The sequence below is a fragment of the Seongchinamella sediminis genome (genome assembly GCF_003457605.1).
Taxonomy (GTDB): Bacteria; Pseudomonadota; Gammaproteobacteria; order Pseudomonadales; family Halieaceae; genus Halioglobus; species Halioglobus sediminis.
Window position 1 is genome coordinate 1 of the sequence record NZ_QRAN01000013.1, and the last position, 16,507, is coordinate 16,507.

Annotated in this window: 14 protein-coding genes; 1 reads left to right on the forward strand and 13 read right to left on the reverse strand. The window is 62.6% G+C overall.

All coding sequences use genetic code 11. The features are described from left to right. Positions 1–185: 185 nt before the first annotated feature. Positions 186–707: a nuclear transport factor 2 family protein gene (locus tag DWB85_RS12480; RefSeq protein WP_162846109.1), complete on the reverse strand. Its 522-nt coding sequence runs from the start codon at positions 705–707 to the stop codon at positions 186–188. 218 nt (positions 708–925) lie between these two features. Between DWB85_RS12480 and DWB85_RS12485 the strand changes: the two genes are divergently transcribed. After that, positions 926–1,936, forward strand: a complete 1,011-nt coding sequence (locus DWB85_RS12485; protein ID WP_162846110.1) for a COX15/CtaA family protein — start codon at positions 926–928, stop codon at positions 1,934–1,936. Here DWB85_RS12485 and DWB85_RS12490 read toward each other — a convergent pair. The 12 genes from DWB85_RS12490 to DWB85_RS12535 form a co-directional block, all read right to left on the reverse strand. Next, positions 1,884–2,426, reverse strand: a complete 543-nt coding sequence (locus DWB85_RS12490) for a TlpA family protein disulfide reductase (RefSeq protein ID WP_117955122.1) — start codon at positions 2,424–2,426, stop codon at positions 1,884–1,886. The two genes, DWB85_RS12485 and DWB85_RS12490, sit on opposite strands and share 53 nt — an antisense overlap. Before the next feature lie 183 nt (positions 2,427–2,609). Next, a complete protein-coding gene (locus tag DWB85_RS12495) occupies positions 2,610–3,998 on the reverse strand; it encodes a heme-copper oxidase family protein (protein WP_162846111.1) in 1,389 nt (462 codons plus the stop codon). Further along, positions 3,995–4,489: a hypothetical protein gene (locus tag DWB85_RS19550; protein ID WP_162846112.1), complete on the reverse strand. Its 495-nt coding sequence runs from the start codon at positions 4,487–4,489 to the stop codon at positions 3,995–3,997. Before DWB85_RS19550 ends, DWB85_RS12495 begins: the two co-directional genes overlap by 4 nt. Further along, entirely contained in the window at positions 4,482–6,008 is a 1,527-nt protein-coding gene (locus tag DWB85_RS12500) for a hydrogenase iron-sulfur subunit (RefSeq protein ID WP_133300616.1), read from the reverse strand. The genes DWB85_RS19550 and DWB85_RS12500 overlap by 8 nt, the downstream gene beginning before the upstream one ends. Positions 6,009–6,013: 5 nt before the next feature. Next, positions 6,014–6,826: an SCO family protein gene (locus tag DWB85_RS12505; protein ID WP_117955128.1), complete on the reverse strand. Its 813-nt coding sequence runs from the start codon at positions 6,824–6,826 to the stop codon at positions 6,014–6,016. 26 nt (positions 6,827–6,852) lie between these two features. Continuing rightward, positions 6,853–8,547, reverse strand: coding sequence for a cbb3-type cytochrome c oxidase subunit I (locus DWB85_RS12510; protein ID WP_117955131.1), 1,695 nt, complete (start codon positions 8,545–8,547; stop codon positions 6,853–6,855). A gap of 10 nt (positions 8,548–8,557) precedes the next feature. Further along, a complete protein-coding gene (locus tag DWB85_RS12515) occupies positions 8,558–9,100 on the reverse strand; it encodes a cupredoxin domain-containing protein (RefSeq protein WP_117955134.1) in 543 nt (180 codons plus the stop codon). Positions 9,101–9,133: 33 nt separating this feature from the next. Then, positions 9,134–9,289: a hypothetical protein gene (locus DWB85_RS19555; protein ID WP_162846113.1), complete on the reverse strand. Its 156-nt coding sequence runs from the start codon at positions 9,287–9,289 to the stop codon at positions 9,134–9,136. Positions 9,290–9,497: 208 nt separating this feature from the next. Continuing rightward, positions 9,498–10,886, reverse strand: a complete 1,389-nt coding sequence (locus tag DWB85_RS12520; protein ID WP_117955136.1) for a DUF1329 domain-containing protein — start codon at positions 10,884–10,886, stop codon at positions 9,498–9,500. Between the two features lie 100 nt (positions 10,887–10,986). Then, positions 10,987–12,633: a DUF1302 domain-containing protein gene (locus DWB85_RS12525; protein WP_117955139.1), complete on the reverse strand. Its 1,647-nt coding sequence runs from the start codon at positions 12,631–12,633 to the stop codon at positions 10,987–10,989. Between the two features lie 47 nt (positions 12,634–12,680). Next, on the reverse strand, positions 12,681–15,071 hold the full coding sequence (locus tag DWB85_RS12530; protein WP_117955141.1) for an efflux RND transporter permease subunit: 2,391 nt from the start codon (positions 15,069–15,071) through the stop codon (positions 12,681–12,683). Then, on the reverse strand, positions 15,071–16,225 hold the full coding sequence (locus DWB85_RS12535) for a WD40/YVTN/BNR-like repeat-containing protein (protein WP_117955143.1): 1,155 nt from the start codon (positions 16,223–16,225) through the stop codon (positions 15,071–15,073). The genes DWB85_RS12530 and DWB85_RS12535 overlap by 1 nt, the downstream gene beginning before the upstream one ends. Positions 16,226–16,507: the final 282 nt, after the last annotated feature.

Genomic DNA, 16,507 nt, shown 5'->3' on the forward strand with positions numbered 1-16,507 from the left:
GTGTGCCCGCAAGGCGTGAAATCAGATCAAATCAGCCTGTTAACTGCCTGCGATTCCGTAATCGGAAAATCTCCGCGGAGATTTGGCCGAATCTGATGACTCATGAAATATTCAGGCTAGCGCTTGTTGGACCGCCCGATCCCGGCAGCAACAGGGAGCGCGTTGGACGTTTGCCGAACCCGGCTTCAGGGCGCCTGCGGCAGCCAGGCCGCGTCCCCGAGCACTGCCTGCGCCGCTGGCTCCGAGACCAGGCGCGAGGTGCGTCGGGCGATATACCAGCGACCTGTCTGGCGACGCAACTCCCAGGCATTAATGCCCAGGCGCATCAATTGCGGTTGTCCATCGCTGCTGTGGTACAGGCGGGAATAACCCGTCGCCCGTGCCTGGTCGCCGTTGACCTCCACGGTGAGGGGGCCGACAGTGTGGGCGCAACCCGGCAGCAGCGATTGATGCAGCTCCGAGCCCAGCATGTCGCGGATTGCCTGGTGGCCGCGCAGGTCGAGGTCGCTATTCTCCCCGCTCTGCTCCCGCCCCGCCCGCGGCGCGGACACCACATAGACCGCGTCATGCAAGTGACAATCCAGGGCCGACTGCACATCGCCGCAGTCCACGGCCATACCGTACCGGGCAATCAGGTTGCGGATGGCCAGCTCATCCTCGGTGCGCTGCAGCCGTTGCTCCAGCGCCTCAATGCGCGCATCGGACATGATTTTTTCTCCTCCAGAATTGTAGCCCCTGTGCCACGGGGCTAAGTCAACGGAAACCCGGAAGGCCTGAGTCCCGGGCAAGCAGGGGGCCTGAATCCAGGTACCGCAGCGCAGTATATCGTGCGCTATCGGCATTGTGCGGTGTAATCCCGGCGAGCGTGCCAGTGGGCTCTTTTCCTGGCCCGGGAGGGGCAATTCGGATACTGTTGGGCCTGCGTTTGCAAGCATCCAGCCAACCGGAGGAATCCGCTATCTATCGCTCATTGATCAGCCTCTCCATTGTCCTCACGCTGCTCACCGTCGTCCTCAGCGCCTACATTCGCCTGGCGGAGGTGGGCATCGGCTGCGAGCCCTGGCCGGACTGCTACGCCAGGCTGGACCCGGCGGCCGAGCAACGCGGCATTACCGTGCTTTCGGAACAGGGCCGGGAGATGGCGCACTACGGGGCGCGGGTGGCGCACCGCTACATCGCCAGCGTGCTGGGGCTGTTCATCCTCGGTATCTTTATCAGCGCCTTGCGCCAGGGGCACAAGCGTTCCGCCTCGGTGTGGGTCCCCCTCGGCATATTCGCCATTACCGTGTTTCTCTCCCTGCTCGGCTATTACACCCCGACCCGCAGCAACCCGCTGATAACCATGGGCAACCTGCTCGGGGGCATGGTGCTGCTGGCCCTGTTGTGGTGGCTGCTGCAGCGGGAGGTGGAGGCACGGACCGGCGCAGGGGTGCCGGCGCGCCTGCGGCTGCCGGTGACAGCGGCGCTGGTGCTGGTGCTGGTGCAGATCACGCTCGGCGGCTGGAGCAGCGCCAACTATGCCTCGGGGAACTGCCCGGGACTGGTCTCCTGCCAGGGTGATCTGCTGGCCGCGGGTAATGTGGGGGATGCGTTCAACCCGCAGCGCACGATCACGCTGGATGCGACTGGCAAGGTGGTGGCGGAAGACGCCCTGGGCCTGATGAGCATGGCCCACCGCCTGACCGCGCTGCTGACGGCGGCCTACCTGGCGTGGCTGGTCAGGCGGCTGCGCCCGCAACCGCAGCTGCGGGCTACGCTGGTGTTCCTGTCGGTCTGTTCCATCGGCCAGATTCTGCTGGGGCTGGCCACCGTGCTCTCAGGTATCCCGCTGTGGCTGCTCACCCTGCACAACGCGCTGGCCGCGGGTCTGCTGCTGGCCTGCGTCAATCTGCTGCATCGCGCGACGCCCGCAGCAGCAGCTCCACCTCCGAGGTGACGGCGAGGGCGTCATCCTCGGTAAAGCCCAGCGCGGAGAAATGCACCCGGCCATCGCGGCCGACCAGATAGTGGCTGGGATAGCCGACTACCCGGTAGGCGGTGGCGACGGAACGATCCGCATCGCGAACCAGGGGGAATTCGATGCCGTGGTCGCGGGCAAATTGCCGCGCCGCCTCCGGGTCCTCGTCCACGTTGATGCCGATCACTTCGAAACCCTGATCGCGATGTTGCTCCCACAGTGACTGCAGGTGCGGCATCTCCAGCCGGCAGGGCACGCACCAGGAGGCCCAGAAGCTGAGATAGACGACATCACCCCGGTGTTCGCTGAGGGTCATCACGCCGTCGCCGGACAGCATGGGCAGCTCGAAATCCGTCGCCAGCGGCGCCTGGAAGCGCTGTTCACCGCAGCCGGCCAGGGTCGTTGTCAGTAGCGCCAGACCCAGCAGAACCTGCCAGTTTGCGCGCCTTGTGTTATCGTTTAGCGTCATGATCCTTTCCCGTTCACTTTGAGCCAGCCAGAAGAGAGCACTTCCGTGGAAATACTACTGTTCACTGCCGTCGGCATCGCCCTGTACCTTATCTGCGACCGATTGCTGGTGCTGATGGAGACCCTGCACGGTGAGCCCCTGCCGCAGCGGAATGTGGTGTTCTTCGTGCTGATACTGACGCTGTCACTGTCCACGTTCAGCCTGCTGCGCAGCTTTCTTCACCCCGGTCAGGGCACGCAGAACGATCACCAGGAACAGCAGTCCACCGATGGAAGAGATCAGGCCCCCGAGGCCCATGAGGCCCATCCCTAGCACCCGCTCGATCGAATCCAGCCCCTGCTCGGCGCCGGCGACCTTGCGCTGGACGCCGTAGCCTCCCGACCAGACCAGCCCGCCCACGTGCATCAACTGGCCCACGCTGTAGATCACCGGCTGCCAGATGGCGTGCTGGAGATTGCGCAGGGGGAAGCCCAGCTGCGGTAGCAGCACGTAGCAGACGCCCATCATCGCCAGGGTCACGCCGACGATCGAACCGTGGTAGTGGGCGGGAATGGTGACGTTGCTGCCGCTGATCAGGAAGCCGATCAGGCCGCCGATGCCAAACAGGAACAGGGAACACTGCAGGGCCGACCGGGCCAGCCACTCGCGCGGGTTGTCGCCGCCGTAGCGCAGCAGGGCCCAAAGCACCGCCAGCGCCAGCGGCAGGGTACCGAGGCTGCCGCCCCAGCGCATCAGCCAGGTAAACAGGCGCACGTGCTCCGCCGTGGTCGCGGGGTAGGCGAGATAGATCAGCGGGGAGACGAACACGCAGGCGAGGCCGACGAAGAGAATGACCAGCACCACGCGCGGGGTGATGGGCAGCTGCAGGCCGGCCTCCCGGCTCAGCCACAGCCAGCAGACCAGCATCAGCAGGGTGTAGGTGAACTGCAGCACGTGGCCCCCGCCCCAGAACAGCAGTTCGAAGAACGAGCGTCCCATGAGGTAGTCCGGCAGCTGCAGGTAGGACCAGACAAAACAGATCATTGCCACCGCGGCGGAGATGGCCGCGGCATTCAGGCCGAAGCGCAGGGCGCCGCGGGCGCTCATCCACGGCCCCACCGGCGCCATGAAGACCATGCTGTTGACCACCATCAGACTGAAGCCGATAGCGAAGGTGAACAGCCCGGCGAAGAACAGCGGGTGCTGCAGCACTGGCACGTAGTTGCTCATCAGGGGCTGGGCGTCGCGCACGAAGGGCGAGCAGACGATCACCAGGGCGCCGGCGCAGGCGGTGGCCAGTGCCAGCCAGGCCAGCCAGGCCCTGCCCGGTCGCTGGTTCAGGCTCCACAGGAAACCGCCGAAGGCCAGGCTCCAGACCAGCACCGACAGGTCCACATGGACGACCAGCGCCGAGTGAAAAAAGTCGATCCAGGGAATGATGTCGGAGATCCAGGGTGTGCGGGAGGCGACCAGTAGCAGCGAGAAAATACCCGCCCCCAGCAGCGCCAGCACGCACAGCCACAGCCAGCCAAGTGCCAGCAGGCGCCGCGAATCGGCGGGTACTTCCAGGCTGTAATCCTGCTCCCGGTTCACTGCAGTCGAAGCCCGTCCTTGAAGGTGGCCACCACCACCTGCGCGGGCTGCAACTGCAGCTCCCGCTGCAACTCCCAGGTCGGCCCGTCCACGGACACGTCGTCGTTCATGGTCAATTCGATGCGATGGGTGCCGGTGGGCAGGGTAAAGCGGCGGTACATGCTCGACACACCGTCGTTGTGCAGTCCCGACGGGGGCACTGACTCACGGTACAGGGTGCGGTCGTCCACCCGCAGCTCCAGCAGCAATGGCGAGCGCTCGCGCGGACAGATTTCCGGTGCCTTCATGTTGCGCGGCAGGTTGGCGTTGTCCGCGCCACTGACCGGCACGCACTCGCCGATCACCTTCCCCGCGTGGCGGATGGCGAGCTTGAATACGGCCTGGTCGGGCCCCAGGCTGCGGTAGCTCGGCTGCTGGGTCAGGTAGACGATGGGCAGGAAGAAGGCGGCATAGAGTAGTGCCTGCGCCGCGTAGTGGCGCAGATCAGCCATAGTAGGCCTCCTCTTCTTCGGCGTGGTGCAGGTAGGCCTGGAACTCCTCAACTTCGCGCCCCAGCTTCCCTGTGCCCTGGGCGCCGAGCCAGCGCACGCGCACGCGTTCGCGGGGCACCCGGGTGCGCAACACCGGCATGCGCTCCTGTTCAAAGCGCTGGTCCAGCCAGGTGTTGCCGAAGCGGTGGTGACAATCGCCTTCGCAGCAGCCGCTGATGATAACGCCGTCGGCCAGTTCCTTGCGCAGAACGTAATCGACAAACGCCGGCGGCACCAGTGCCGAACAGGGCATGCTGATCGAGGCCACCGAGTTGTTTGCCAGGCCCTCCACCAAACTGCCGTGGTCGCAGCCGTAGAGCATGATTTTTGGAGCGTCCCCGTCCAGCGATTGCAGCCGGTTCTCGGTCAGCGACAGCAGTTCCTTGATGTGCAGGCCCGGAATGCTGATGCCGGTAGTCAGTTCGTCCACATGGCGGAAAGGCGAGGAAGAAGGACACGCACCCGCGCAGATGCCGCAGCTCACGCAAAGATCGGCATTGACCACGGACTGCTTGTGGTTGGGCTTGTAGTCATGCTCCTTCATGGTGATGGCTTCGTAGGGGCAGTCTGCCAGACACCAGCCGCAACCGTTGCAGTTGTCCGGGTCCACCACAGCAACAGGGCCCTGCTCGGGTCGGCGGTAGGGCAGCCACGGCACCACGGTGAGCAGGGTGGACAGTCCCACCAGCACCACCCAGGCCAGGCCGGCGCCGCCGTTTTCGATCAACAGGTAGGGGTTGAGGAAAAACCAGTCCAGGCCCACCTCGGTAACGGCCAGGTCCAGGTTGGCCGGTTCCTGGCTCAGGGCCGGGCGCCACAGGGACACGGCGAGCATTGCCAGCAGGGTCCCCGCCGCCAGGCCACGGGCAGGATTGCTGCGCGGGGCGGTGACGCGCTTGATATGGATGAACATACCAATCAGCAGGGCCAGCGGGAAGCCGATGTGCAGGAACACCAGCAGCGAGAAGAACCGGTCCGAGAGGGTGGATTCATTGAGGAAATTGCTGGCCATGGGGTCCACCATGAAGGGCAGCGCGTCGAACCACTCGGCGGTGCGCACGGCGATCCACTGCGCCTGGGTATCCCATACCAGCCAGTAGCCGCCGATGGCGGAGGCGAACAGCAGCCACAGCAGCGGGATGCCGGACACCCAACTGAACCAGCGGGGACCACTGTAGCGATCCATCGCGAACTCGCGCAGCAGGTGCAGGGTGACGCACACGCCCATGGCGGCGGAGGCGTAGCGGTGGAAGCTGCGCATGACCCCCCCGAGATACCACTGCTCGTGAGTGATTCTCTCGATTGAGGCATAGGCGCCGATGATACTGGTTTCGAAGAACACGAACAGGTAGATGCCGGTGATCGCCACGATCCAGAAATAGAAAAAGGACAGGGCGCCGAGCTGGTACATGGGGTTCCAGTTTGGCGTAAACGCGGCGGAGAACAGGTCGTCCAGCCGGTTGAAGAGCGTTTTCAGCACGGATTTCACTGCTTGCCTGCTGCCAGGCTGCGCCGCCACTCGCGAATCAGGGCCCAGCCGAAGATGATGGAGACGAGTACACCCACAAAGGTACCGATAAAGACGGATATGTCGATATAGTAACGGTCGGTGGCGGGATCGTACACCGTGCAGAACAGGCGGATGCGGTTGCCCAGGTAGTCCAGGGCGGATTGCTCCCGCGGCCGGCCGAACACCAGGTCCTTGAGGGGCTCGATGAGGTGCGGCGTGGGAAACTCGATGCCGTAGATCTGCCGGTAGACGCGGCCATCTGCGTCGAGCACCGAGGCCTGGATGAGGTGGTCAAAGCCGCGTGAGGAGGGTGTGTAGATAAAGCCCAGTTGCTGCACCAGTGCCTCGACCTGCTGCTCGCTGCCGGCGAGGAAGTCCCAGCGGGGATCCTCCACAGCGTTGTCCTTGCGAAACTGGCGCATGCGGGCGGGGCTGTCGTTGGCGGTGTCGAAACCGACGGTCACCACGTTAAAACTGTCGTCGTCCAGCGCGTCGCGGGCCTTGGACACCACCTCGTCGAGATTGCGGGTGGTGGTGGGGCAGATATGGTGGCAACTGGTGAAAATCAGGCTGACCACCAGCGGCTTGCCGCGGTAGTCCTCCAGCTGCACCGGGCTGCCGTCAGCGGCCAGCAGTTCAATGCCGCTCACGGTGTTGCCGATGGCCGCCTGGCTGTAGGCCAGCGCCTCGTCTCGGCTGAACTGGCCGAGCTCGGACTCGGCCGTGGCCGTCATGGCGCACAGCGACAAAAGAAGGCCGGCGATTGCCGGCCGTAGATACATCTGCATAGTAAACCGCTCTGGGAAATAAGCCGTCAGGCGATACCCCAGGTCTCTGCCAGGTACTTCCAGTTGATGAAGTAGTACAGCGCGAAGCTGATGAAGAAGACCATTGCCAGTACCAGGGTGCCCGGAATGGCGAAGGCGCTGCCACCGTCCGCCGCGTACTCTTCGTCGGTAACGGGATCGGCGATCCACTGTTCGCTCATCTTCTGGTCGCCCAGCTTTTTGCCGAACAGCAGTGAGCCGACAATGATGACGCAGAAGGCCGCACCGCCGATCACGGCGACGATTACCGAGAGCCCGTTGAGCGCCAGCATGGTGTAGGCGGCCGCCGGGAACTCGTGGGTGATGCCCCCGGTTGCGGCAAAGCCGATATCCCAGTGGCGCCGCGGCACGCCCAGGGTGCCAGCGCCCATCAGGAACAGGGAGACGCCGCACATGCCGAGCCCGAAGAGGTAGGGTTGCCACTTCGCCAGGCCTTTCATGATGATCTCGCGGCGGAACAGCACCGGCACCAGCCAGTAGGTGAGTGCCATGAATGCCAGGGTCGTGCCTACCACCACGGTGGCGTGGAAGTGACCGGGCACATACAGCGTGTTGTGGATCAGCAGGTTGATCTGCTCAGCCCCCATAACCACCCCGGTGATGCCGCCCAGAAAGCCGAAGCCGACCAGGGAGATGAACATGCCGGAGAAGGTCGGGTTGCCCCAGGGCGCCTTGCGCAGCCAGGTAAAGAGCCCCGCGCGGTGTCCGCGAGCACGCTGGGCGGCCTCGATCGAGCCAGGCACGGTCAGGCCGTGGACCATGGAGGCCATCACCGCCAGGTACATGGCATAGCTGGTGTTAAACATCTTGAAGTTGGCGCTGACGCCAGGGTCCACCAGCAGGTGGTGGGCGCTGGCGATCTGCAGGAACAGGATGTACACCAGGAACGCGGTGCGGCTGACCTTCTCCGACAGGGGGCGGGCGCCGAACAGGATGGCAGCGATGGCATACCAGACCGCCACGTGGGCGGAGACGTTGATCTGCTGCGATGAGTGGCCGAAGGCCCACCAGATCAGGCGGTAGGCCAGGGCGTCGATCTCGCCCACCAGGCCCACACTCCACAGGAAGGTGGGGATCAGGATGATGGCGCCGCTGACGATGGTGAACACCGCGATAATGGCCGCGGTCATGCCGCCGAAGGTCACCAGCGGGATGGAGCCCTGGTAGGTGTTCTCGGCCTTGGCGACCACCAGGGTGCCGAAAAACACGAAACAACCGATCAGTGCGCCCACCGCGAACAGGATCAGGCTGAGGTAGAACAGCGGCGGCGCCTCCAGTGGCGCATAGGAGGTCATCATGACGCTGGCGTTACCCTGCAGCACCACCACGTTGTTCATGACCGCGCCGACCACCATCAGCACGAAGCCCAGCCAGGCCCAGCGCGGCGTCGCCAGGCGGCTGCCCAGCAGCACCGCCGAGGTGAAGTAGAGCACCGCGATTTCAAAGAAAATGATCCAGAAAATCAGCACGTTGAGGCCGTGTGCCGTCAGCACCATGTAGAAATCCTGGGCCCCCAGCAGGTGCACCGCCTGCCAGCGGGTCAGGCCTACCAGCAGGCCATAAACGCCGCCCACGAGCAGGAACACCACCGCCGCCACGGCGTTGGCCTTGATGAGGGATTCCGCCGGGCCGTGCAGCTTCAGGCCGGTGTCCGGGCAGGTTCTGAAAGTTGTATTTACCATTGTCCTTCCCCTAGTCCACCACGTGAATCTTGCCGATCATCAGGTGATGGCCGATACCGCAGTATTCGTTGCAGATGACCGAGTATTCGCCCGTCTCGTTGGGCGTCAGGCTGAACACGTGCTCGTAATTAGGCACCACCTGGATGTTGATGTTCGCCGGCTGCAGTGAGAAGCCGTGCTGCCAGTCCAGGGAGGAGAGGTGGAAACGGTAGGTTTCCCCCTTTTTCAACTCCAGGATCGGCCACCAGTCCCAGAGCCGGGCAATCAGGTAGACGTCGCTGCCGGCGGGCGGGGCCACGACCGGGGCATTGCGCGGCCCCTCCTTGCGCACCTCGTACTTCTCCACGAAGGCTTCCGTGGCCGCCTGGAAGGCCTTGGGCGTTGTCTTGTAGGTCTCGGTGCCGAGGTTCTGCTTACCGACCACGTGCCAGTAGGGCATCATGAAGGTCATCACCAGGCCCCAGATAAAAACCAGGGAAATCCACAGCAACTCGGACTTGTGTATGGGCTCGTTCCACCAGAGCTTTTTGGCGGGGGGCGACAGGCTGGACATCGGCAGTCCCTCTTTAAGAACAGTGAATTGTTATTAACGGGCGGGAATCGTGAAAATCTCTGCCAGTCCCCACACCAGGTAAAGCAATGACGGCGATGCGACGCCAATAAACAGCAGCAGGAAAGGGTTATCGAGAAGTTTCTGCATCATCGGCTCGGAGCCGTTGTCGCCTTGTTCCTGATCAGACATGGTTTGTTCCCCCTGGGGACAGTGGCGGTAAGCAAATACCCGACGAATTTTGTCGGTTGATGCTGAATGCTACTATTACAGTTCAGCGCAAGTCTTGATATCGGTCAAGTAAAATGGCGGCGATAGTCGATTTTGTGGCCGCTCAGGGACCCCGGAGCGCGGAAAAAAAACCCGCAGACAGGCTGCGGGGCTGGTATCGCGGTTGCTACTAGCGCTTGGCCATCTTGCGCAGGTTGGCGGGGGTGAAGTAGTCCTTGTCCAGGTAGTCGATCGAGTGATCGGTTTCCTTGCGGTCGATGGTGATGAAGTTGCTCACGTAGGCACCGGACGGCAGGTCGTGGAATACCTGGGTGTGCTTCTCGTAGCACTCACTGTCGTAATTGTAGTCCGACAGGAAGTAGCCCACACGCCACAGGTTGTCGCGACCGTCGAAGTTCTCGGACATCACCGGGTTCCAGGTGTCATCCTCGATATACCAGCGACGCTTCTTGTAGGCGTGGCGCTTGCCCTCCGCCAGGTCGCCCTGCACCACGTGCACGCGGCGCTTCTCGAAGCGCACGAAGTCCGGGTTCAGGTGGTGCAGGGTCAGGCGATCGTCCAGGGTGCCGTTGTGCTTGTTGTTGAACTGGTAGTTGTGGAACGGCACATAGATTTCCTGTAAACCCAGGTAGGTATAATTGAAGCGGTCGAAAGCGCCATTGAAGCCCTTGTGGTCATCGATGGTCTGCAGGCCGCCGGGGCCGTCCGGGTTGTCATAGCCGATGGCGGGCGCCTTGCGCACCCGGCGGGTTCCCGGGTCATAAGTCCAGGCATTGCGGCTGTTGGCCTTGAAGTCCATCGGGTCCTGGACCACTGTCATCTCGCCTTTTTTACGCGGTGGCGCAATGCGGGTGGAGAAGGTCCACACGATGCGGTCGCCCACGGTCTCTTCCGTCGTCCCCACTGGATTTTCGGGGTTGTTGAAGGGATTGGACTGGTAGAAATCCACCGCGTCGTGAGCACGCTCGCCGTTGGCAAACACGCCGTAGCCGTCATAGGCCACGTGGTAGGACTCGTAGCAGGCTGTGGTGCGCATATTCCACAGCAGGTGCTCGGGCTTGTCACCATGGATCGGGAAGGCGACGCCGCCGTTGTAATTCTTCAGCGTATCGACCCCGTTGGCGACCACGGTATTGGGCACGTTCCACTTGGTGCGCGCGGCGGTCACCTTGTCGACCTGGAAGTCCCGGTGCGTCGGGTAGACCACGATGCGGTAATCCGGATAGCGCTCGAACATCGCCTTCTGGCCCTCACCGAGGTGTTCGGCGTGCTCCTTGTAGTTGGCGGCGGTGATGGTGACCACCGGCTTGTCATCCTTGTAGGGATCGGGCCGGGTCTCGCCAGGCCCCGCGTAGTCCAGGCCGGGGGGCAGGCCCAGCCATTTGGGTTCCCAGGCAGGGATGGAGCCGTCGGCATTGCCTTCGATCTTGGCGCCGAAGGGGTGCAGTTCGGTGCCGAGCCTGTTGGCCTGCTCTTCCGAGAGTTGTGCGTGCGCGAATCCGGCGCTCAGGAATACTGACGCCAGGCCGGCCACGATGGGACGCTTGTGTTGCTGCATTATGACTTACCTCTTGCTGGGAGCTGCGGGTTAACTATAGACAATTTCATAGCTGTTGTAGTTCGCCGGTCGGTGCGGTATCGCGCTGACCGGCGAGCCGTTAAAAGCGGTACTTGATATCGAGCGCGAAGTTGTCGCGATCGCTCAATACCTTGTCAGCCGGGTCATCGTTGCCGAAGTACCAGTTGTACCTGGCGTCGAAGGTCCAGTTGCTCAGGTAGTTGGCGGTGACACCGAAGGAGGCGGTTTTCACACCCTCCTTCAGGCCATTGTTCAAAGCGATGCCGTTGCCATAGCCGTCCACGTCATGCTTGAAAGTGATCGGTACGTCGACGTCCATACCGCGAATCACCTGGAAATACTTCAGGCTCAGGCGGAACTGGTAGCCCCAGGCGTCGTCGGTGACCAGGACGCCGTTGCGGGCACCGGCCGCATCCTCGGACAGGGAGCCCTCGCCCAGGTTGTTGCCCTGGTAGATCACCTCGCCCAGCAGGGTGATCTGCTCCGACAGCCAGTCGAACGCCGTGTAAAGGTCGGTGAACCCGGCGATCACCTGGTAGTAGTGGCCGCGTGTGGTGTCAGACTGCACGAAGTGGACGTCGCCGTTGTCGTCGATATAGGTCGTCGGGGTGAGGTCGACAAAAGGCATGTTCTCGGAGTAGGCCACGTCGGCATATACCTGCGCTTCGGAGACGTTGGTGCTGAAGCTGGCGCCCCAGATCTTCACATCCTCGGCATAGGTCTCGTTTACCAGCGCCTGGAACCGGCTCAGATTGATATCCACGCGCGCGTTGGGGATATTGGAGTGGGACTCGGTATAGTAGAAATCGAAATTGGTACCGTTGTCGGTGATATACCGGAGTGCCACGCCGTACTGGCCATCGCTGTCACCGGGCTTTTCCTTGCCGCCAACCTTGCCATTGGCAGGTACGCCCGGGAAAAAGATCAGGTTCTCGGCACCGGGGCCGGTGATGTCACTGGAACTCAGGTAGCTGCCGACACCGGGCAGGGTGGACCCGTCCCAGCCCTCCTTGTAGTAGACCTCGGCACTGAGGTTGAAGTTGAAATCCCACTTCAAATCGATGGCGGGGGTGGGCAGGAACACGGTCTTGGCCTCTACCCCGGGTGCCAGCGCCACGGCGGAGTCGATCGGGTTCTGGATCGCGTTCACACCGGGATAGAAGGTGGCCTCACCCCAGCTGATCACCTGGTGGCCGGCGCGAATGGCGCCGCCCATGGTGTCGCCCACATCGAAGGCGTAGGTGACAAACGCATCCAGCAGGCGGATGCGCCGGCCGTGCTCCTCAATGGTGCCGCGGGCGAATTCGCCGCGTACCACGCTACCGCCTACCGGGATACCGCTGTTGAAGGAGAGATAGTTATCGCGACTCATGTCCGATGTGCCATCGGTATACACGTAGTCGTAGTGACCATCGGTGCGCACGAAGAAAGAGAAATCCTCGTACGAGCCGCCCAGTTCAAGGATGAAGCTGGCCTTGGACGAGGTCATGCTGCCCGCATCGAAGCTGTTGTTGCCGTCGTTGTCGTTGAGCACCGACTCCAGGTCCTTGTCGCGGGACTCGGTGCGCCACTGGGCGGAATAACCCATTGTGGTGTCGACGTTGAACAGCCAGTCACCCTGCTCGAATTGCAGTGCCTGGGCCGGCGCGCAGACCGCGACGGTGCCTGCCAGGGCGGCGCCGCGCAGGGCGACGACCAGTTTGTGTTGCTGTGTGTTGAGTTTCATTGTTAACCCCAATTTACCCTAGTTGAAAAAATATGTTTTACACGCTGCTAGGCAGGCGTTGACGACGAGGAACGATCTGCCTGGATGCCCAAGTCCTCATCTTCGGCTTCCGGCTTCACCAGCAGGTAGGCCAGCCCGGGCAGCAGCCACAGTGCGCCCACCATGTTCCACAGGAACATGAAGGTGAGCAGGATGCCCATATCCGCCTGGAACTTGATCGGCGACATGATCCAGGTGATCACGCCGACACCCAGGGCGATGCCGGTAAAGGCCACCGCGCGCCCGGTAGTGGACAGCGCCTGGTAATAGGCCTCCTGCATCGGCAGCCCCTGTTTCAGGTAGTAGGTGAGGCGGTTGTAGATGTAGATGCCATAGTCGACACCCACGCCCACACCCAGCGCCACTACCGGCAGCGTGGCCACCTTGATGCCGATGCCCAGGTAGGCCATCAGCGCCTGGCACAGGGCCGAGGTCAGGCCCAGCGGCACGATGATACAGACCACGGCCACCCAGCTGCGGAAGCTGAGGAAGACCAGGGCCGCCACCACCGAGTAGACCAGGATGAGAATCTGTTTCTGCGCCACCGCGATTTCCTGGTTGGTGGCCGCCTCGATACCGGCGTTGCCCGCCGCCAGGTTGAACTTCACCCGTTCGTTGCCGTAGTCCTGCTGGAAGCGCTGCACCGCGGCCACCACCGAGGCCAGCGTCTCCGCCTTGTGGTCATCCAGGTACAGGGCGACCAGGGCCAGCGAGCAATCGAGATTCATCAATTCCCGCGGCACGTTGGCGGCCGCGCCATCCAGCGCCCGCTGGTTGCGTGACAGGGTGCGCCAGCGCGGATTGCCTTCGTTGAGACCCATCGAGGACAGGCGGATAACGTCGGCCATGGACACCACGTTCTGCACGCCCGGCACGTTCTCCATGTACCAGTCGAACTTGTCGACCAGCGCCACGTTGTCGTACTTGGTGCAGGACTCCACCGGGGTTTCCACCATGACCACCATGATGTCCGTGCTCACCGCGTAATTACTGGTGATGAAGGCATTGTCCAGGTTGTAACGGGAGTCCGGACGCAATTCCGGCGCCCCGGCATCGAGATCGCCTATCTTCATGTACTGGCCGCCCCAGATACCGATACCATAGCCCACCGCAGCGATGCCCAGCGACGCGATGGCCACCTTGCGCGATGCGCAGCGCGACACCAGCGACCACAGCCTGTGCCGCTGTTGCGGGTCGATACGCATGTGGTCGATGCCATTCTTGCTCACGCCGATGTAGGACATGATCACCGGCAGCAGCACCAGGTTGGTGAAGATGATAGCGGCGACCCCGATACTGGCGGCGATTCCCAGTTCCTGGATCACCTGGATGTCAATCACCAGCAGGGTGATGAAACCCACCGCGTCACTGAGCAGCGCCGTCATACCCGCCATGTACAGGCTGGCGAAGGCCATGCGGGCTGCGAGCAGGCGGCTTCCCGCCACGTCCATATTGAGGGCGATAGCGTTGATGACCTGGACGCCGTGACTGACCCCCACCGCCAGGATCAGGAACGGTACCAGGATGGAATAGGCGTTGAGGCCGAAGCCGAGTACGTTGAGCAGGCCCAGCTGCCAGATTACCGCGAACACCGAGGTCAGCAGTGGGGCGACGGTGGCGCGCAGGCAGCGAGTGTAAATGAACAGCAGGACGAAGGTGATGGCCAGGGTGATGATGGCGAACAACAGGATCGCTCCCACCCCCTCCAGCAGGTCGCCGACAATCTTCGGGAAACCGATGATGTGGACGGTAATATTGTCGTTTTCATAACTCTGGCGGACTTTTTCTTCCAGCGCGCGGGAAAAGTCCAGGTAATCGAGCCGCTCCCCCGTGGTCGGCTCCACATCGTAGATGGGCACCTCGATAATGGTCGACTTGAAGTCATTCGCCACCATCTGGCCCACCACGCCGGAGCGCAGCAGGTTGATGCGCAATTGCTGCAGGGAGCGCTCGGAACCGTCGTAGTCCGGGGGCATGACCGAGCCGGCGTCGAAGCCCTCTTCGGTCACCATTACCCAGCGTACGTCCGGGCTCCAGATACTCTTCAGCCCGTTCTTGTTGACCCCGGGAATATAGAATATCTCGTCCGCAATCTGGCCCAGGGTAGACAGGTACTCATCGTTGAAAATATCACCTTCTTCCACGGCGACCGATACCTTGAGGCTTGTGCCCCCGGCACGCAGGTCCTTGAGGTGGGTGTTCATCTTCTGGACGAAGGGGTGTCCCTGGGGGATCAGTTTGGAGAAACTGGCGTCCGGCCGCAGGTGATAGGCCTGGAAACCCAGGTAGGCGGTAATCAGCAGAAACAGCACCAGGATCACCGGGCGCGCACCGAAAATCATGCGCTCCGGCAGGCGCGCTTCCTCAATCGCAGGGTAGTGAATGTTGTCGTCGGCCATTATTGTGCCCCCTCATCGGTTACCAGCAGACTTCCGCCGCCCTCACCGGCGACCAGGTAGCGGCCATCCGGGAGCCGCTCGACACCGTACAGGCCCCGCCGGGTGGGCTGCGGCAGCACAGTAAAGCTGTCGCCGTCATCGCGACTGCGCACGGCGGTACCGCCCTGCCCCACAAATACCAGGGTGCCGTCCGCGGCACCGTGGCCACCGTACAGGCTGGCGCGGGCTTTCGATTGCAAAGGCTCCCAGGATTCGCCCTGGTCGGTGGAGCGGTAGATGGTCCCCAGCAGGCCGTAGGCGAACACGCTGCCGCTGGCGGGGTTGATCAGCACGCCGAAGAAGCTGCCGTCGTAGCCGGTTTCCACGCTTTCCCAGGTCTGGCCGTGATTGAGCGAGCGAAACACCTTGCCCCACTCGGAGACGATGTATAACTGACTGCCGTCAGCGCTGCCGGCAATGCCGTTGAGGTGCAGCTCCTCGGAATTGTCCAACTCATGGGCCCAGTCCTGCCACTGGCGGCCGCCATTGGTGGTGTGGAGCAGGCTGCCGTAGCCACCGGAGGCCCAGCCGATCTGTTCGTCGAGGAACCAGACCGACATCAGCGGGGGAGCGTAAACCCGCGCATCGAGCTTCTCCAGTGCGTTATCCATGACCCAGCGGGCATCATCCAGCGCGGTGGCCAAATCCTCCTTTTCGTCGCCCTCGGCATTGCTCCACTGCTGCTCCAGCTCGGTGACGGCCTCTCTTGCCCGGCCGGCGCGCTGCTCGTTGATCTGTGCCTGGTCGATAAGGCCGGGACGCTGCACCTGCCAGTTGACGCCGCCGTCTTCACTCAGCAGCACATTGCCGTCGTGGCCCACGGCCCAGCCCATGTCGTCGTTGACAAAGTATACGCGTGTCAACATTTGCGAGGTCGGCACCCGGGCCTGCACCCATGTTGCGGCATCGTCCTCGGAATAGAGAATATGGCCGCGTTCACCGACGACCACCAGGCGATCACCCGCCACCGCGGCATCCAGCAGCAGCGAGCTTGCCGCCCCTTCCATTTCCATGGCGTATTCATCGGTGGTGGCGAGAGCCCCAGCATTCACCAGCGCCAGCGCGCCAGTCAATGCAAGTAAGCTGCCCGCCCACTTGCCTGGACGAATTATCATGTTATCTGTGCTCCTTCGGGCCAGTGTTGTTCTGTGTTTTAGCTACCAGCTTTACCGGGATGCGCCCGCGGTCGGGCGCTGTCATCACTCTATCGGGTCGAGCGCCAGGATATTCCTGCCGTTGCCAGGGCGAGGGAAACACCCTCGCCGGCGCTCACCATGGGTCAAATTATGCTCGCTATCGCCCGCGGCCAATAGAACAGTGACCTTCACATTAATACACAAATTCAATCAGGAACAAATGATGCCGGGCGCGAATACAGTACCTACCCTTTGATATAG